The organism is Cupriavidus oxalaticus (assembly GCF_004768545.1).
GTDB lineage: Bacteria > Pseudomonadota > Gammaproteobacteria > Burkholderiales > Burkholderiaceae > Cupriavidus > Cupriavidus oxalaticus_A.
On record NZ_CP038635.1, the window covers coordinates 1,258,612 to 1,276,578 of the forward strand.

At 66.2% G+C, this 17,967-nt stretch carries 17 protein-coding genes and 1 tRNA gene; 10 read left to right on the forward strand and 8 right to left on the reverse strand.

Annotation, left to right across the window (positions count from 1 at the left end):
- The first annotated feature begins 144 nt into the window (after positions 1-144).
- The 6 genes from pheS (at position 145) to E0W60_RS16715 (ending at position 5,371) form a co-directional block, all read left to right on the forward strand.
- On the forward strand, positions 145-1,176 hold the full coding sequence (pheS, locus tag E0W60_RS16690; protein ID WP_029047729.1) for a phenylalanine--tRNA ligase subunit alpha: 1,032 nt from the start codon (positions 145-147) through the stop codon (positions 1,174-1,176).
- A 70-nt stretch (positions 1,177-1,246) separates the two neighbouring features.
- Positions 1,247-3,694: a phenylalanine--tRNA ligase subunit beta gene (gene pheT / locus E0W60_RS16695; RefSeq protein ID WP_135704991.1), complete on the forward strand. Its 2,448-nt coding sequence runs from the start codon at positions 1,247-1,249 to the stop codon at positions 3,692-3,694.
- Between the two features lie 89 nt (positions 3,695-3,783).
- Positions 3,784-4,194 carry an integration host factor subunit alpha gene (locus tag E0W60_RS16700; protein ID WP_063238522.1) on the forward strand — a complete coding sequence of 137 codons (411 nt, stop codon included), beginning with the start codon at positions 3,784-3,786 and terminating at the stop codon, positions 4,192-4,194.
- A 132-nt stretch (positions 4,195-4,326) separates the two neighbouring features.
- Positions 4,327-4,749, forward strand: a complete 423-nt coding sequence (locus E0W60_RS16705; RefSeq protein ID WP_133097442.1) for a MerR family transcriptional regulator — start codon at positions 4,327-4,329, stop codon at positions 4,747-4,749.
- Between the two features lie 56 nt (positions 4,750-4,805).
- Positions 4,806-4,882, forward strand: a tRNA-Pro gene (locus E0W60_RS16710).
- 207 nt (positions 4,883-5,089) lie between these two features.
- Entirely contained in the window at positions 5,090-5,371 is a 282-nt protein-coding gene (locus tag E0W60_RS16715; RefSeq protein WP_240745947.1) for a hypothetical protein, read from the forward strand.
- 206 nt (positions 5,372-5,577) lie between these two features.
- Here the strand turns inward: E0W60_RS16715 and E0W60_RS16720 are convergent, their stop codons facing one another.
- The 4 genes from E0W60_RS16720 to E0W60_RS16735 form a co-directional block, all read right to left on the reverse strand.
- Positions 5,578-5,862 (reverse strand): hypothetical protein, encoded by a 285-nt coding sequence (locus tag E0W60_RS16720; protein ID WP_133097441.1) that lies wholly within the window; start codon positions 5,860-5,862, stop codon positions 5,578-5,580.
- A gap of 3 nt (positions 5,863-5,865) precedes the next feature.
- Positions 5,866-6,114 carry a hypothetical protein gene (locus E0W60_RS16725; protein ID WP_133097440.1) on the reverse strand — a complete coding sequence of 83 codons (249 nt, stop codon included), beginning with the start codon at positions 6,112-6,114 and terminating at the stop codon, positions 5,866-5,868.
- Between the two features lie 185 nt (positions 6,115-6,299).
- The gene (locus tag E0W60_RS16730) at positions 6,300-6,806 is read right to left on the reverse strand and encodes a cupin domain-containing protein (protein ID WP_135704992.1); all 507 of its coding nucleotides are present in this window, start codon (positions 6,804-6,806) and stop codon (positions 6,300-6,302) included.
- 38 nt (positions 6,807-6,844) lie between these two features.
- On the reverse strand, positions 6,845-7,120 hold the full coding sequence (locus E0W60_RS16735; RefSeq protein WP_240745948.1) for a hypothetical protein: 276 nt from the start codon (positions 7,118-7,120) through the stop codon (positions 6,845-6,847).
- 229 nt (positions 7,121-7,349) lie between these two features.
- Here E0W60_RS16735 and E0W60_RS16740 point away from each other — a divergent pair, with 229 nt between their 5' ends.
- The 3 genes from E0W60_RS16740 (at position 7,350) to E0W60_RS16750 (ending at position 8,446) form a co-directional block, all read left to right on the forward strand.
- Positions 7,350-7,739 (forward strand): hypothetical protein, encoded by a 390-nt coding sequence (locus E0W60_RS16740; protein ID WP_133097438.1) that lies wholly within the window; start codon positions 7,350-7,352, stop codon positions 7,737-7,739.
- 45 nt (positions 7,740-7,784) lie between these two features.
- Complete coding sequence (locus E0W60_RS16745) at positions 7,785-7,973, forward strand: hypothetical protein (RefSeq protein WP_133097437.1); 189 nt, start codon at positions 7,785-7,787, stop codon at positions 7,971-7,973.
- Positions 7,974-8,074: 101 nt separating this feature from the next.
- Positions 8,075-8,446, forward strand: a complete 372-nt coding sequence (locus E0W60_RS16750; RefSeq protein WP_133097436.1) for a hypothetical protein — start codon at positions 8,075-8,077, stop codon at positions 8,444-8,446.
- A 30-nt stretch (positions 8,447-8,476) separates the two neighbouring features.
- On the opposite strand, the gene E0W60_RS16755 is transcribed toward E0W60_RS16750, so the two are convergent.
- Together E0W60_RS16755 and E0W60_RS16760 are read right to left on the reverse strand one after the other, a co-directional pair.
- The gene (locus E0W60_RS16755) at positions 8,477-13,345 is read right to left on the reverse strand and encodes an NAD-glutamate dehydrogenase (RefSeq protein WP_135704993.1); all 4,869 of its coding nucleotides are present in this window, start codon (positions 13,343-13,345) and stop codon (positions 8,477-8,479) included.
- Between the two features lie 206 nt (positions 13,346-13,551).
- Entirely contained in the window at positions 13,552-14,166 is a 615-nt protein-coding gene (locus E0W60_RS16760; RefSeq protein WP_135704994.1) for a MarR family transcriptional regulator, read from the reverse strand.
- A gap of 410 nt (positions 14,167-14,576) precedes the next feature.
- Here E0W60_RS16760 and E0W60_RS16765 point away from each other — a divergent pair, with 410 nt between their 5' ends.
- Positions 14,577-16,094, forward strand: a complete 1,518-nt coding sequence (locus E0W60_RS16765; protein ID WP_135704995.1) for an acetyl-CoA hydrolase/transferase family protein — start codon at positions 14,577-14,579, stop codon at positions 16,092-16,094.
- Between the two features lie 63 nt (positions 16,095-16,157).
- Here E0W60_RS16765 and E0W60_RS16770 read toward each other — a convergent pair whose 3' ends face one another.
- Complete coding sequence (locus E0W60_RS16770) at positions 16,158-16,556, reverse strand: hypothetical protein (protein WP_133097432.1); 399 nt, start codon at positions 16,554-16,556, stop codon at positions 16,158-16,160.
- Between the two features lie 320 nt (positions 16,557-16,876).
- Positions 16,877-17,857, reverse strand: a complete 981-nt coding sequence (locus E0W60_RS16775) for a tripartite tricarboxylate transporter substrate binding protein BugE (RefSeq protein WP_135704996.1) — start codon at positions 17,855-17,857, stop codon at positions 16,877-16,879.
- Positions 17,858-17,967: the final 110 nt, after the last annotated feature.

A 17,967-nucleotide genomic window follows, 5' to 3' on the forward strand; every position in this document is an offset into this window, starting at 1 on the left:
TATTTGCAGTTCCGGATGCCGTCTTGCGTTTGTTATCGAGACGGCATCCGGAAACGCATACCGCACGCAGTGCCAACCCACGTCGCGCCGGCTTTGTTTTTTGACATTGTTCCGCCGACGTCAGAACACTCCACGACCGCCGCCATGTCTCAGGATCTGGACCAAATCGTCGCTGACGCCCAGGCCGCTTTCGCCGCCGCCAATGACAACGCCACGCTGGAAAACGAAAAGGCCCGCTTCCTGGGCAAGACCGGCGCGCTGACCGAACTGCTCAAGGGCCTCGGCAAGCTCGACCCGGAGACCCGCAAGAGCGAGGGCGCGCGCATCAACCAGGTCAAGCAGCAGGTGGAAGCCGCGCTGCAGGCGCGACGCCAGGCGCTGGCCGACGCGCTGATGAACGCGCGCCTGGCCGCCGAAGCCATCGACGTCACGCTGCCGGGCCGCGCGGTCGCCCGCGGCAGCCTGCATCCGGTGATGCGCACGTGGGAGCGTGTCGAGCAGATCTTCGGCTCGATCGGCTTCGACGTGGCCGACGGCCCCGAGATCGAAACCGACTGGATGAACTTCACCGCGCTGAACAACCCGGACAACCATCCGGCGCGTTCGATGCAGGACACCTTCTACGTCGATGGCCGCGACAGCGACGACAAGCTCCTGCTGCTGCGCACGCACACCAGCCCGATGCAGGTGCGCTACGCCAAGATGCACGTGGAGAAGTACGCGGGCAAGGCGATGCCGCCGATCAAGGTGATCTGCCCGGGCCGTACCTACCGCGTCGACAGCGATGCCACGCACTCGCCGATGTTCAACCAGGTCGAAGGCCTGTGGATCGGCGAGGACGTCAGCTTTGCCGACCTGAAGGGCGTGTACACCGATTTCCTGCGCAAGTTCTTCGAGCGCGATGACATCCAGGTGCGCTTCCGCCCGTCGTACTTCCCGTTCACCGAGCCGTCGGCGGAAATCGACATGGCCTTTGGCAATGGGAAATGGCTGGAAATATCCGGTTCGGGCCAGGTGCACCCGAACGTGCTGCGCAACATGGGCCTCGATCCCGAGCGCTATATCGGTTTCGCGTTCGGCTCCGGCCTCGAGCGCCTGACCATGCTGCGCTACGGCATCAACGACCTGCGCCTGTTCTTCGAGGGCGACGTGCGCTTCCTGCGCCAGTTCGCTTGACGCGGGACTGATTCAGCCGCCGCATCACTCGTCACCGACTACACAGAATACTTACCGGATCAGAAGCGCCATGCAATTCTCGGAATCCTGGCTTCGCACCTTCGCCAACCCTGAAAAGATCTCCACCGACGCGCTGTCGCACAGCCTGACTATGGCCGGGCTGGAAGTGGAAGAGGTGGGCCCGGTCGCGCCGCCGTTCGACAAGGTGGTGGTCGCGCACGTGCTGTCGACCGAGCGCCATCCCAATGCCGACCGCCTCAACGTGTGCCAGATCGATGCCGGCACCGGCGAGACCCTGCAGATCGTCTGCGGTGCGCCCAACGTCAAGCCCGGCATCAAGGTGCCGTGCGCACTGGTCGGCGCGGTGCTGCCGCCGGCAGAGGACGGCGGCCAGCCGTTCGAGATCAAGGTCGGCAAGCTGCGTGGCGTGGAGAGCTACGGCATGCTGTGCTCGGCGCGCGAACTGAAGCTGTCCGAGGAGCACGGCGGCCTGCTGGTGCTGCCGGAAGACGCGCCGGTCGGCCAGAACATCCGCGAGTACCTGGACCTGGATGACCAGGTCTTCGTCATCAAGCTGACGCCCAACAAGGCGGACTGCCTGTCGATCCACGGCGTCGCGCGCGAAGTGTCGGCGCTGACCGGTGCCGCGCTGAACCTGCCCGACATGAAGCCGGTGCCGGTGACGATCCAGGACAAGCTGCCGGTAAAGGTGTCGGCGCCCGACCTGTGCGGCCGTTTCTCCGGCCGCGTCATCCGCGGCGTCAATGCGCGTGCCGTCACGCCGCTGTGGATGGTGCAGCGCCTGGAGCGCTCGGGCCAGCGCAGCGTGTCCGCGCTGGTCGATATCTCGAACTACGTGATGCTGGAGCTGGGCCGTCCGTCGCACGTGTTCGACCTGCACAAGATCCACGGTGGCCTGGACGTGCGCTGGGGCCGCAAGGGCGAGCAGATCAAGCTGCTGAACGGCAACACCATCGAGGTCGACGAACAGGTCGGCGTGATCGCCGACGAGAAGGAGATCGAGAGCCTGGCCGGCATCATGGGCGGCGACAGCACCGCCGTCACGCTGGACACCACCGACATCTACCTCGAAGCCGCATTCTGGTGGCCGGCCGCGATCCAGGGCCGCAGCCGCCGCTACAACTTCTCGACCGACGCCGGCCATCGCTTCGAGCGCGGCGTGGACTACGCCACCACGGTCGAGCATATCGAGCGCATCACCGCGCTGATCCTCGAGATCTGCGGCGGCCAGGCCGGCCCGGTGGACGACCACGTGGTCAACCTGCCCGTGCGCAAGCCGGTCAGCCTGCGCGTGGCGCGCGCCGAGCGCGTGCTCGGCATCGAGCTGTCGCCGGCCGCCATCGCCGACGTGTTCCAGCGCCTGCAGCTGCCGTTCACGCGCGTGCAAGGCGCCGAAGGCGACGTGTTCGAGGTCACGCCGCCGAGCTACCGCTTCGACATCGAGATCGAGGAGGACCTGATCGAGGAAGTCGCGCGTATCTACGGCTTCGAGCGCATCCCGGCGCGTCCGCCGATCGCCGAAAGCGAAATGCGCCCGACCAACGAAGCCCGCCGCTCGACGCATGTGGTGCGCCACGCGCTGGCTGCGCGCGACTACCAGGAAGTCATCAACTTCGCCTTCGTCGAAGAGAAATGGGAACGCGACTTCGCCGCCAACGACAAGCCGATCCGCCTGCTCAACCCGATCGCCAGCCAGCTGGCCGTGATGCGTTCGTCGCTGGTCGGCGGCCTGGTCGACAAGGTGCGCTACAACCTGAACCGCAAGGCCGCGCGCGTGCGCATGTTCGAGGTGGGCCGTGTGTTCCATCGCGACGAGAACGTGCAGGACGGCGGCCTGACGGTGGCCGGCTACCACCAGCCGATGATGGCCGCGGGCATCGCCTACGGCCCGGCGTTTGAAGAGCAGTGGGGCATCGCCACGCGCAACGTCGACTTCTTCGACGTCAAGGGCGATGTCGAGGCACTGTTCCATCCGCGCGTGCCGCGCTTCGAGCCGGTGTCGCACCCGGCGCTGCATCCCGGCCGCGCCGCGCGCGTGCTGGTCGATGGCAAGCCGGTTGGCGTGGTCGGTGAACTGCATCCGCGCTGGTTGCAGGAATACGAGCTGCAGCACGCGCCGGTGCTGTTCGAACTGGAGCTCGACGCACTGCGCGAGACCGGCCTGCCCACGTACACCGAAATCTCCAAGTTCCCGGCCGCCGTGCGCGACCTGGCCGTGGTGGTGAAGCAATCGGTACGCGTGCAGGACATGCTCGACACCATGCGCGCGGCGCTGGAAAAGCAGGGCTATGGCCGCTTCTGCCAGAGCCTCGCGCTGTTCGACGAGTTCCGTCCCAAGGCCGCTTCGGCCGCCATCGGCGCGGACGAGAAAAGCCTTGCGTTCCGGGTGACCTTGCAAGATACTGGGTCGACCCTCCAGGACGAAACCGTCGACAGCGCAGTGCGCTCCATGGTCGACGCGCTGACAGAGGCCTTCCAGGCCCGGCTGCGTGGCTAGACTGACGCTACTAGCGACGGCTTACGATAAACAAGGGCGCCCGGGCCTTGCCCCGGGCGGATCGCCAGACAGACACTAGAGCGATCGACATGAATGATCGAGACGCGAATTCCATGACCGCTGCAGCACTGGGTGACATGAGCGACCGGCAGGCTTCCACCCTTGACGACGCGACGCCGGATACCCGCGCGCCCGAAGTTCCCACGCTGACCAAGGCCGAACTTGCCGAGATGCTGTTCGACCAGGTCGGCCTGAACAAGCGCGAATCGAAGGACATGGTCGAAGCTTTCTTCGACGTCATCCGCGAAGCGCTGGAGCAGGGCGACAGCGTCAAGCTGTCCGGCTTCGGCAATTTCCAGTTGCGTGACAAGCCGCAGCGTCCCGGCCGCAATCCCAAGACCGGTGAAGTGATTCCGATCACCGCGCGCCGGGTCGTGACGTTCCACGCCAGCCAGAAGCTCAAGGGCCTGGTGGAAGAGCGCGCGGACATCGCCGGCTGACGCTTCGCCACGTCACGCATCACCCGAAAGGCGGATTGCCTCCGCAGGCCTGCATCGGTATCCTTCTGGGCGCGCAAAACCCTGCGCGCCAACCTCATGGCCGGCATGGCCTGACGCTCGTCTACACACTGCATGTCGGACAAATCCAGCGAACGCATCGCGTTGCCGCCGATCCCGGCCAAGCGCTACTTCACCATCGGTGAGGTGAGCGAGCTTTGCGCCGTCAAGCCGCATGTCCTGCGCTACTGGGAGCAGGAGTTCACGCAGCTCAAGCCGGTCAAGCGCCGCGGCAACCGCCGCTACTACCAGCACCATGAGGTGCTGCTGATCCGGCGCATCCGCGAGCTGCTGTACGAGCAAGGCTTCACCATCAACGGCGCGCGCAACCGGCTCGACGAAGGCCGTCATCACACTGCCGCCGCGGCGGAACCCGCTGACGAACGCCGCGAGGAAAGCCCGGCAGCCTTGTCGATCGACGTAGCCGGTCTGCGCAACGAACTGGTCGAGGTGCAGCACCTGCTCGCGCAGCTGCGCGAGATCGCGAAGCCCGGATAATTTGTGCTTCCGGAGCTAGTCATACGGGAAATGCTTCTGATATAATCTTCTTCTTTCGGGGCGTAGCGCAGCCTGGTAGCGTACCTGCATGGGGTGCAGGTGGTCGGAGGTTCAAATCCTCTCGCCCCGACCAGAACAAGAAACCCGCTTGGTGAAAGCCAAGCGGGTTTTTTCTTTGCGAGTCATCGCCTGCAATGATCCGATTTCGTTTGCCATGGCTTGCATCGCATTGCCATGCGTCCGCATCGGGGCGCACGGATGTGACGAGGCGTAACGCTTTGATACAGCCGCTGGCAGCGGCTGTTGTTATGCTCGGTCATCCCCTGCGCAGGTCGTTCCCATGGCACGCATACACCTTACCCCTATCGTCATCTTCTCCTGCCTGATTGGCTCACCGGTTTCCCATGCCGGCGGCGAGTACAAGGAGAAATTCCGCAGCGGCCCCTGCAAGATCGAGCGCGAGGTCAAGCGGGATGGCGAATACAAGGAAGAGCGCAAGTGCAAGGGCGGTCCGCGCGGCTATGAGCACAAGGAAAAGTATCGCGACGGTCCGTGCCTGATCGAGCGTAAATGGGATGAGGACGGAGAGTATGAAGAGAAGGTTGAATGCAAGCGTTCATGAACGCGACCTTCGCCGCAACCGTTTCCGCATTACGCGTGTAGTGAATGTTCTGGCTGCGGCCATGGCATGACCGGACGATGGCGTCCTTCCTGCTTTAGTCCTGTTTTTAGTCCCGTTTTTAGTCCTGATTACGACGGAGGACGGATCGCGTCTTCTTGCGACGCAAACCGCTGGCGCCCGCCGGTGCCGCCTTCCGATTCGCTTGCTCACTCGGGCTCGGCGCGGTATGCGGACCAGTAGTAATGCGTGTACCGGCCATGGCGTGCCTGCTTCCTTTCGATAAACAGCCGCACGGTGCCGGCATGGCCGGCTTCGAGCAGCACTTCGCGGTGGGCGGGACCGTCGCGCGTGGCGGGGCCAAGCGTACCCAGCGCGGCGGCAATGTAGTGGCCGGGGATGCGGCCCAGGATGCCGTTGGCCCCGGGGACGGGGTAGCTGTCGGGTGCCGCTGCCGGCACGTGGCAGCGGGACGCGCGCTTGTTGTTGCCCATCGGTCAGGGCCTGCCAGGACTGATGCTGACGCCGTCCCGGGTCAGGTCCAGCAGCGGCAGGTGGCCGTAGGCGCGCAGCCGGCGGATATCCTCGCGCGCCGAGGCCGGCAGGCCGGGGCGGCAGGTCAGCGCGCGTGAGCTGATCTGGAAAATGCCGCAGCTGGGGCAGGTGTAGCGGTAGCTGCGCGGCGCGGCACGCAGGCGCTCGGCAGCGGCGCCGCAGACGGGGCAGTTGGCGGGTTCGGGTGACATAGGGCGCACAGAAGAAGTACTGTATGGATATACAGTATAGCGCTCTGTGCGGACTGTCGGAGGAAAAAGCGGTGGGCTACCCGGGTTCTTTGCCGATGGGCGCGCGCGGTGACGGCGTAGACTGGCGCCGCAGTGCTGACGGCCCGCCCGCACCCCGCCGCGGTGGGCTGTTTTTTTGCCGCGCGCTATCGCGAGAGCCGGCGCAGCAGGGCGTCGTGCCCGCTTGCCAGGCCCGCAAGCGCGGCTGCATCGGCCAGTTCGAACTCGCTGAACTGGAAGGCCGGCGCCACGGTGCAACCGACCAGCGCAAAGTCGACGCCGTCGCCAAGGTCCACGCGTTCCGCGGCGAACCATCGGCCCGCGGGCACCATCGCCTGGAATGACGCACCGTCGTGGCGCAACGGATCGCCGAGACGCTGCGTGACGATGCCGCCGTCGGCGATGCTGTGCACGTCTACCGGCGACCCGGCGTGGAAATGCCACAACTCGTCGGAACAGATGCGGTGCCATGCGGAAAAGTCGTTGCCGCACAGCATGTAGTAGATCGCGGTGCTGGCTTCGCGCGTACGCTGGTCGGCGCACACGACGCGTTTTTCGCTGCGGTAGGTTTCGCGGTAGAAGCCGCCTTCCGGGTGCGGCTTTAGTTCAAGCGTGCGGATCAGTTCGTTGGCGGCAAGGCTGCGGTCTGGCATGTCGGTGTCGGCAGGGCATGGCGGGCGGAAGCGATAGCTTAAAGCAGGGCGAAGCGTGCCTGCGCGGGGCCGACCAGCGCAGGGCGGCTGACCGGATAGCGGTGATGCGTGCCGTGCGCTTCGAACGAGAGAAAATCGGGCGTCCAGCGCAGCGACCACAGCAGGTTGGGCTCGATGCCGTGGACGATGATGGCGCCGGCGTCAATGCTGACGCTGCCGCAGGGCAGGCGCAGGGATTCGGCATCGTCGCCGAAATAAAAGGCCTCGAGCAGGATGGAATCGGACTGGTACAGGGGCATTATGGCAAGGACCATGCGGCAGCGCGGCCAGATGCAGGACGCCTGCTGATTACTGTATGAATATACAGTATAGTCGCCGCCCGCGGTCTGGTCACGTTCCGAATTCTTATTTCAGCGCACCGCGCGCCGCCAATGGCCTTCTTCCGGATTGGTATAACCTTCTGAAAGCAATACCGCGCACGCTGCCGGCGGTCTTGCGCGGGTGACAGGATGACCGGCAGGAGGCCGCTGACAGGGAATGCCGATGGCGCAGTGTAAAAGCAGGGCTTGCTGGTTTGGCCTGGGCGTGGCCATCGGTGCGGCGCTGGGCGGTGCCTGCGCGGCGTTGCTGCGGGCAAGTCCGGCGCGAGGCAGGCCGGAGCCGCGTGTGGACGCGCCGGTGGTGCCATCCAATGCCACCGCCGATCGCGCGCTGACCGATGACGCGACCGACGTGGTCGAGTATCGCGGCTTTGTCATCCACGTGTTCTGCCACGCGCTGGGGCCGGGACGTTTCAAGGCGTTGTGCGATATTTGGGAGTCCGGCGCCGTCGTGCTGGAAGGCGGCGCGCCGCCGACCACGCACGCCACGCCGGAGGATGCCCGCGCCGCGGCGATTTCATGGGCGCGGCAGTGGGTGCAACGCAATGGTTGAGCGGGCCGCTATTGGGCCCTTAATTTTCAATTTTCAGGAGAGTTCATGTTTGTTTGTGGGAACCAGGCTTGCGGCGCGCGCTGGGAGCCGGACGAGGTGCAGATCCGCAACGAAGGGCAGGGGCCGGTATTCCGCTGCCCGCAATGCGGCGCCCGCAACTATGTCGAAGCCCGCACCGCGCGTGACGGCACCACGGTCTATCGGCAGGTAGCCGCGAAGCCGGCAGCGCGCTAGCTGTATCGGCGCGGCGAGCCTGTGCAGAACCCCACGCATGTGGGGTCAAATTCACATGGCTGCCGACTTAAGCTCCATTGGGCGAGACCGTTAAACACAAAATGGACTTTGCCGACTTCCCTCAAGATTCCGCTTCCAATGCTGAACGCATGGGCTGGGCGAACGCTTCCCCGGAAGTCATCGCCAAGGTATTGAATTCGGCGCTGGCGGCGCAGGACCTGTCCGGGTTTGCCGCGCTGCTGTCGGATATTGCGCGCGACCGCGGCCTGAAGGGGCAGCGCGCCGCGCACCAGTCGATCTACGACATGCCTTACGCCAGCCTGCTGCCCCGGCAGAAGCACCTGTTGTCAGATGCCTTCGAGCTGCTGGTGCTGCTCGGGCTGGAGCTGCGCGCCCGCCGGGACGATGACGGTCTCGACACCGACCTCGACGGCGATGACGACAGCGGCGACGAAGGCAGCGCGGACGAATAAGCGCGCCTCGCCCGCGCCACGCATGGCGCGCTAGCCGCGCTCGAGCATCCCGATCTCGCGCACCGCGACCGACAGCATCGACAGTCCCGCCGCACCCGATGCGCGCTGGTCGGCCAGCATGCGCGTAAAGCGTTCCAGCGCGCCATGGCGGCTGGCACGCCAGGCATCGATCATCGCTTCCGGCGATTCCAGTTCTCCCTGCTGCGACAGCACGCTGACCGTCAGCGCACGCTTGAGCCGGCCCAGGTCTTCGAGCGTGGTGGTGCGCGCCAGCAGGTCCCAGTGCGTGTCAGAAGGCAGCGCCAGCGCACGCTCGCGCAGCCAGCTGAAGCTCAGGTGGCTGTCCAGCGCGAAATACACGCCCGCAACCAGGTCGAGGCTGCGCTCGCACGCGTTGGCCACTTCGGCGATATCCAGCGCCGCCGCCGAGATCTCGCTGCCGGCAACGCGCAAGGCGAGCGCCTCGTCGACACCTGCATCGGAAAAGGTCCTGGCATGCTCCGCCAGCGCCGCCGCATCGGCGGGCGGCAGCAGCTGGGGCAACTGCGGCACCAGCCACTGCGCCGCCTGCGTAAAGCGCGCCAGCTCGGCGCTGGCCTGGCCGCCGCTGCGTAGATAGCGGATAAACCACAGGCAGGCCCGCTCCAGCAGCACCGCCACCTGGCCGAACATGCGTGCCTGCTCGGCATCGGGCACGCGGTTGTCCAGCGCATCGATCTCCTGCCACAGCGCGGTCAGCCCGAACACGTCGCGCGCAATCAGGCAGGCGCGCACGATGTCGGCGGGGCGCGCGTCGGTTTCTTCCATGATCCGGTGCACGAAGGTAGCGCCGATGCGGTTGACCAGCATGTTGGTCAGGTGCGTCGACAGGATCTCGCGCCGCAGCGGGTGGCGATGCATGGTATCGCCATGGCGCTGGCGCAGCGGCACCGGGAAGTAATCGGCCAGCAGGCCGCCGACCAGCGGGTCTTCGGGCACGTCGGAATCGAGCAGCGCGTCGTACAGCCACATCTTGCTGTAGGCCAGCAGCACCGCGCGCTCGGGCGACGTGAGCCCTTCGCCCGCCAGCTTGCGCTCGGCGATCTCTTCGTCCGAAGGCAGGAATTCCAGCGCCCGGTTCAGCCGGCCGGCGCGCTCCAGCCAGCGCACCAGCCGCGCCTCGCCGTCGAGCAGCGCCGTGGCGTGGCGCCCGGCCACCGACAGCGCCTGGGTCTGGTAGTAGTTGTCCTGCAGCACCAGCAGGCCGACCTCGTCGGTCATCTCTGCGAGCAGCTTGTTGCGCTGCTTCTCGGTCATCTCGCCGTCGGCCATCACCAGGCCCAGCAGGATCTTGATATTGACCTCATGGTCGGAGCAGTCCACGCCGGCGGAGTTGTCGATGGCATCGGTGTTGATGCGGCCGCCCTTGCGCGCGAACTCGATGCGGCCCAGCTGGGTGAAACCCAGGTTGCCGCCTTCGCCGACCACCTTGCAGCGCAGTTCATTGCCATTGACGCGCACCGCGTCGTTGGTACGGTCGCCGGCCTGCAGATGCGTTTCCTGGCTCGACTTGACGTAAGTGCCAATGCCGCCGTTGTAGAGCAGGTCGACCGGCGCCATCAGGATGGCGTGGATCAGCTCGGCCGGCGACAGCGCGCTGGCCGTGACGCCGAGCACCGCCTGCACCTGCGGCGTCAGCGCGATGGTCTTGGCGGTGCGCGGGAAGATGCCGCCGCCGGCGGAGATCAGCGTGGCGTCGTAGTCGGCCCAGCTCGAGCGCGGCAGACTGAACAGCCGCGTGCGTTCCTCCAGCGTGCGCGCGGGATCCGGGTCGGGGTCAAGGAAGATGTGACGGTGGTCGAAGGCGGCTACCAGCTTGATATGCGGCGACAGCAGCATGCCGTTGCCGAACACGTCGCCCGACATGTCGCCGACGCCGGCGACGGTGAAGTCGGTGGTCTGGATATCGACGCCCATCTCGCGGAAATGCCGCTTGACCGATTCCCACGCTCCGCGCGCGGTGATGCCCATCTTCTTGTGGTCGTAACCGACCGAGCCGCCGGAGGCAAAGGCATCGTCGAGCCAGAAGCCATACTCGGCGGATATCGCATTGGCGAAGTCGGAGAACGTGGCGGTGCCCTTGTCGGCCGCCACCACCAGGTAGGGATCGTTGTCGTCGTGCCGCACCACGTCGGGCGGCGGCACCAGCTGCCCGCCGACAAGGTTGTCGGTCAGGTCCAGCAGCCCGCGCAGGAAAGTCTGGTAGCAGGCGATGCCTTCCTGCAGGAAGGCATCGCGGTCGGTCGGCGGCGGCGGGCGCTTGACCACGAAGCCGCCCTTGGAGCCTACCGGCACGATCACCGTGTTCTTCACCATCTGCGCCTTCATCAGCCCCAGCACCTCGGTGCGGAAGTCTTCGCGGCGGTCGGACCAGCGCAGCCCGCCGCGCGCCACGCGGCCGCCGCGCAGGTGCACACCCTCGACCCGCGGCGAATAGACCCAGATCTCGAACATCGGCCGCGGCTCGGGCAGCCCCGGCACCAGCGCCGGGTTGAACTTGAACGACACGTAGGGACGCGGCTGGCCGTCGTCGCTGCGGTGGAAGTAGTTGGTGCGCACCGTGGCCTGGATCACGCCCAGGAAGAGCCGCAGGATGCGGTCCTCGTCGAGGTTGGGCACCTTGTCGAGCGCGGCCTCGATCTCGGCCAGCAGCTTGTCGCAGCGTGCCTGGCGCGCGGTATCGGCAGCCACCTGGCTCACGGTGTCGAAGCGCGCGATGAACAGCGCGACCAGCATCGCCGCGATGCCCGCATTGCCGGTCAGCGCGCGTTCGATATAGGCATCGCTGAAGGTCGAGCCCACCTGGCGCAAATAGCGTGCATAGGCCCGCAGGATGGTGACGTCGCGCGCGGCCATCTCGGCGCGCAGCACCAGCCGGTTGAGGTCGTCGTTCTCGATCTCGCCATGCCAGGCGCGCGCAAAGGCGTCTTCGAACAGCGCCTTGACGCGCGCGATATCGAAGTCCGCCGCGCCGCCGCTGTCGGCGATCTCCAGCCCGAAATCATGCACCCACACCGGCGCGCCGCTGTCGGGCTCGATCAGGTAGGGGCGCTCTTCGTCCACCCGCACGCCCAGGTGTTCGAGCATGGGCAGGCTGTGCGACAGCGCGATCGGCTCGCCGGCGCGGTAGACCTTGAAGCGGAACGCGCCCGGCGCGGCCTCGATCGGCCGGTACAGGTTCATGGCCATGCCGCGCGCGCTGTGGTGGGCGCGCAGCGCGTGCTCCATCAGCTCGATGTCGCGCACCGCGGTCCGGGCGGGGTAGTCTTCGCGGTAGCCCGCGGGGAACGAGCCGCCGTAGCGCTGCAGCAGCCGGTTGCCTTGTTCTTCGCCGTGGCTCTCGTGCAGCGCTTCGGCAAGGTCGTCCTGCCAGCGGCGGCTGGCATGGACGATGCGCTGTTCCAGTTCGGCGGTATCGACATGCGGCATCGTGCCCGGCTCGCCGCGCACGGTCAGCTGGATGCGTGCCAGCGGCGATTCCGACAGCAGCGGCGTGAATTCGCAACTGGTGCCGTGGAAGGCCGCGGTCAGCAGCTTCTGGATCTTCTGGCGCAGGTCGGTGTTGTACTTGTCGCGCGGCACGAACACCAGGCACGAGACAAAGCGGTCGAAACGGTCGCGCCGCACGAACAGCCGCGTGCGCTGGTGCTCCTGCAGCCGCAGGATGCCGGTGGTAATGCTGAACAGTTCGTCTTCGCTCGCCTGGAACAGTTCGTCGCGCGGATATTGCTCGAGGATCGTGACCAGCGACTTGTACAGGTGACCCTTGGTGAGGAAGCCGGCGCGCGCCAGGATATTGGCGCACTTGCGCCGCACCAGCGGGATCTCGGCGATCGGCGCCGTGTACGCGGTCGAGGTGTACAGGCCCACGAAGCGGCGCTCGCCAAATAGCTGGCCCTGTGCATCCAGCAGCTTGACACCGATATAGTCGAGATAGCCCGGCCGGTGCACGCTGGCGCGCGAGTTGGCCTTGGTGACGAAGATCGGCGAGGGGCCTTCGATGATGGCGGTGGCCGCGGCGGGCAGTGGCGTCAGGTCATCGGCGTCCGGCTCGCGCAGGCTCTCGCGCAGGATGCCCGCGCCCGAGCCCGGTACGCCGCGCAGGAAATAGCGCCCTTCCTGCGCCACCAACTGGTAGTCGCGCTGGCCGAGGAAGGTGAAATGGTCGTCCATCATCCATTCCAGGAAGGCGCGGGCCTCGGTGCTGTCAGGGGAGGCGGCGTCAGGCGCCTGCGCCAGTGCGGCGATGGTGGCCTGGGTGATGTCGCACATCGCCGGCCAGTCTTCGACCGCGGCGCGCACGTCGCCCAGCACGCGCGCGATGCCGCTGCGCAGCGCTTCCAGCCGCGCGGCCTCGCCGCTGCGGTCGACCTCGAAGTGGATGAAGGATTCCAGGCGCGAATTGTCGCCGGGCTCGCCGGCGCCGCCCAGTGCGATGCGCTCGATCCCGCCGGCGGCGCTGCGCCAGACGCGGAACACCGGGTGGATGGCCGAATGCAACGCCAATCCTTGCCGGTTGATCTCCATGGTCACTGAGTCGACCAGGAAGGGCATGTCGTCGTTGACGATCTCGACCACGGTATGGTCGGAGTGCCAGCCATGCTCTTCCAGCGTGGGGTTGTAGATGCGGATGCGCGCGCTGCCGGGGACGAACTTCTGCGCGGTCTGCCAGTGCGCCATCACGGCGCCATACAGGTCGGCGACTTCGCAGTGCAGCAGGTCGTCGAGGTCAGCCTGGTCGTAGTAGTGCCGCAGGAAGGGCTCGGCGGCGCTGAAGGTGGCCGCCGGCAGCCGCTCCCGCGCAAAGGCAAGCAGTTCGTCCAGCAGGTGCGCGACTTTGTCTTCGTTCTCCTGCGGCATGATCTCTCCTCGCGGTATCGATAGACGACGCGGCTCGCGCGGCCCGCGCGGCAATTCGCCGCCCGGTCGGGCATGTGCCGGGGCATGCTCATACTTTAGGAAAAATCAGCGCACCTGGCGGGATAAAGTCGCGAAGAAAGCGAACGATCCGGACAGTGCGGCCGGCCCACCTGCAGAAGGGGCGGCAACCGGCCTGGCTACGCGCCTCAGAAGCGCGCGCTGGCGAGGGTGGGACAAGAGGCCGGGCGATGCGCGACCGGGGGCAGTCCCGTGCAGGAGGCGCAGGGCGCCGGCGCGCCGCCCTGCGGGGCAATCCCGCCGGCAGTAGCGCCGGTACCGCCTGCACTCGCCAGCCTGTCCTGGCGAGCGGCTTCGCCGCCCACCCGGATCTGGCGCATGGTGTGGTCGTTCAGCCGGAGCTTCATCCGTTCCAGCAGGCTGCCCAGCGCCACGCGCTCCTGGGGGTTGAACGGTGCCACCGACACGCTGTGCAGCGCGCTGAGCGCCTGCGAAACGCGTTCGAGGCGGCTCGCGGCGGTGTCGGCGATGCACGGCGTGGTGGCTTCGGCATGCTCGATCCAGCCGTCGCGACGCAGTTCATGCAGCAGCAGTTCGGACTGTGGAACGTCGATCGGCATGGCGCCCGGCAACGGGGCGCCGCGTACGAAGTCGCCGCGCTTGATCGCGCGCAGCAACAGCCATTTGGCGTAAGTCAGGCCAGAGGCGGAGAGGGTCTGTTCCAGGGCGTCTTGCCAGGCGGTGACGGCGTCGACCAGTGCAAGGACGACCGGCTCGTTGGGTTCGAGAGGTCTGGGCTGCATGAATGGCGTCTCCTGATTTTAAATTTGCCGCCACTACGATGCTGCAGGCACCCGTCACGCTGGTGCAACGGGTTGATGGGCCGAGCATGGCCGGCCCGGGCGGCACGGTTGCTGGACCTCTCTGGCGGGCCCCTTCAACCGATAGGGCGAGACAGTACCAGAAACTTTTGCCATTTTTGTGACATTGCGGGTATGCCCTGAGACTCTGGCTGCAGTTAGTGGAGCGAAGGTCGCTGGCACTGCCGCCGCCTATGAGGAAAGCGACTGCTGCCCATGACTTTAAATCACAGCCGGAATGGGGGCGGCTGGCTACACTGCGAGCCGGAGACCCCACAACGCCAGCCTTCGGCAAACAAGGCGCGGGGCGAGCGGCATGGGCAAGGGCCTGCGCCGCCAGACCGGAGATATGGATGTACAAGGAACGCATTCGCCTGGCCAGGCTGCATGACAAGGTAGTCTCGGCCGACGAAGCCGCCGCGCTGATCCGCGACGGCATGACCGTAGGCATGAGCGGTTTCACCCGCGCGGGCGACTGCAAGGAAGTCCCGTTCGCGCTGGCGCGGCGTGCGGCGACCGAGCCACTGCGCATTACCCTGATGACCGGCGCCTCGCTCGGCAACGACATCGACCGCGTGCTGGCCGAGGCCGACGTGATCGCGCGCCGGCTGCCGTTCCAGTCCGATGCCACGCTGCGCCGCAAGATCAACGCCGGCGAAGTGATGTTCATCGACCAGCACCTGTCCGAAACCGTCGAGCAGCTGCGTTCCGGCCAGATCGCGCCGGTGGACGTGGCGGTGGTCGAGGCTGTCGCGATCACCGAGCAGGGCGGCATCATCCCCAGCACCTCGGTGGGCAATTCGGCCAGCTTTGCCATGCTGGCGCGCAAGGTGATTGTCGAAATCAACATGAACATGCCGCTGGAGCTGGAGGGGCTGCACGACATCTATTTCCCGGTCCACCGCCCGTACCGGCAGCCGATCCCGCTGATCGCGCCGGAACAGCGCATCGGACTGCCGTATATCCCGATCGATCCGGCAAAGATTGCCGCCATCGTCATCACCGCCAAGGACGACAGCCCCTCCAATGCGCTGCCTCCGGACGACGAGACGCGCAGCATCGCCGGCCACCTCAATGACTTCCTGCTGCGCGAAGTGCGCGCGGGCAAGCTGTCGCCGTCGCTGCAGCCGCTGCAGGCCGGCATCGGCACCATTGCCAACGCCGTGCTGCACGGGCTGGTCGACTCGCCGTTCCGCGACCTGAAGATGTATTCCGAGGTGCTGCAGGACAGCACCATCGAGTTGCTCGATGCGGGCCGGCTGTCGTTCGCCTCGGCATCGTCGGTGACGCTGACGCGCGAGGTCTACCAGCGCTTTCTGTCGAACCTGGACCGCTACCGCTCGCGGCTGCTGCTGCGCCCGCAGGAGATCAGCAACCATCCAGAGATCCTGCGCCGGCTGGGGCTGATCACCATCAACACCGCGCTGGAGTGCGACATCTACGGCAACGTCAATTCCACGCACGTGGGCGGCACGCACATGATGAACGGCATCGGTGGCTCCGGCGACTTTGCGCGCAATGCGCACCTGTCGGTGTTCGTGACCAAGTCGGTGGCCAAGGGCGGCGATGTCTCCAGCATCGTGCCGATGGTGGCGCACGTGGACCACACCGAGCACGACGTCGACATCATCGTCACCGAGCATGGCCTGGCCGACCTGCGCGGCCTGGCGCCGCGCGAGCGCGCGCACACCGTCATCGCCAATTGCGCCGACCCGCAATACCGCGAATTGCTGGGCGATTATTTCCGCCGCGCCGGCGCCCACGGTGGCCACACACCTCACTTGCTGGAAGAGGCGCTGTCCTGGCACGTCGGCTTCCGCGATCGCGGCACGATGCAGCCCCCACAGCCGGCGCAGGCGCTGGCTGCCTGAAACGCGTACGCAACAATGCAAACAGCCCGCCGAAGCGGGCTGTCTTGCCTGGGCAGTGCGGGCTTATTGGGCCTTGTCGCCCTGGCTGGCGGGCGCCTTGGCGCCATCGGTGTACGGATCGTACTTGCCGGTCTTGGCACCGTCGGTGTACGGATCGGGCTTGCCAGCCTTGGCACCGTCGGTGTACGGATCGTACTTGCCGGCCTTGGCGCCGTCGGTGTTCGGGTCGAACTTCTTGCCCGAGTTGGTCAGGTCGGAGCGCGTCGACTGCTTGGCGCCATCGGTGTAGGGATCGAACTTGCCCGACTTCGCCGGGTTCTGGTTCGGGCTGGCCTGCTTCTTGGTGTGGCTGCCGCCGTAGAGGTCGCCGCCCTCGGTGTAGTTCTTCTGCGCATAAACCTGCGTCGCACCCACAGCGGCGAATGCTGCAACGATCAGGGTCGAAACGGTCTTCTTCAGCATCTCTTTATCCTCGCGATATCGGCATCGCAGCGCCTGCGCGATGACGGGTTGGGGCCGAGCGTGGTCCGGCATGCGGCCGGCCGTGTGGCGGATCACCCAGCTAATGTACCGAGTTGGCGCGTGTCCGCAAAGTGAAAGTTTCTTCTATGGATATTGAAACGCTTGGGCGGAGGTTGCGTCCTGTCCAGGATCAAGATTCGGCTCCGAGAACAGAAATTTCCCATTGGAGAGTGATGTAATCTGCACGTTTTGTGGCGTCCAGACGAAAAAACGGCTGCCATGTGGCAGCCGTTCGATGTCCTCTTTGACACAAAGGCCGGTTATTCCAGCGTGATGTTCTGGTCATGCGCAATCTTCTTGCGCAGGTCCAGTTCGCGCTTGATCTGCGCGGCGTACTGGGCCGAGGTGTTGCCGTCGGTGTAGGCGCCGCTTTCAGCCAGGCGGCGCTTGACGTTCGGGTCCTGCAGTGCCTTGACCGCGGCATCGTGCACGCGCGTGATGATGGCAGCGGGCGTGCCGGTCGGGGCGACCAGGCCATACCAGGCCATGTTGTTCATGTCCTTCATGCCGGCTTCGGCAAAGGTCGGCACATCGGGCAGGCCCTCGACGCGCTTGGGTGCCGCCACTGCCAGCGCACGCAGCTTGCCGGCCTGGATATGCGGCATCGACGACGGCAGGTTGTCAAACTGCGCGTTGACCTGGCCGGCCAGCGTGTCGTTCAGCGCCGGGCCCGATCCGCGGTAGGGGATATGGACCATGTCGGTCTTGGTGATGTCCTTGAACAGCTCGCCATCCAGATGCGAGATGCTGCCCTTGCCGGCGGACGCGTAGCTGTACTTGCCCGGGTTGGCCTTCAGCAGTGCGACGAATTCCTTCAGCGTCTTGGCCGGCACCTTCGGGTTCACCGTCAGCACGTTGGGCACGTTGACCAGGTTGGTAATCGGCGCGAAATCCTTGAGCGGGTCGTACGGATTCTTGGGATTGGTGGCTGGGTTGGTCGCCATGGTACTGACCGTGGCGATGCCCAGGGTGTAGCCATCCGGCGCGGACTTGGCCAGCGCGTCGGCGCCGATCGCGCCACCGCCGCCGCCGCGGTTTTCCACCACCACCGGCTGGCCCAGCTCGCGGCCCAGGCCGTCGGAGACCGCGCGCGCGACGATATCGGTGGTGCCGCCGGCCGCGAACGGGACGATCAGGCGGATCGGCTTGGTGGGGTAGGACTGCGCCTGGGCAAAGCCGGCACAGGCCAGGCCGATGGCTGCGAGGCAGGCGGCTGCGCCTGCATTGTTGACTGCTTTCAAGGATGCCTCCGTTCTTCTTTCACTGATTGCTTGCCAGGCGGGCTGCAGGCGTTTCTATCGGGCGCCACCATCGTGCGCCCCGCGCCGTCAGTCTTCCCGCGCCGGCTGAC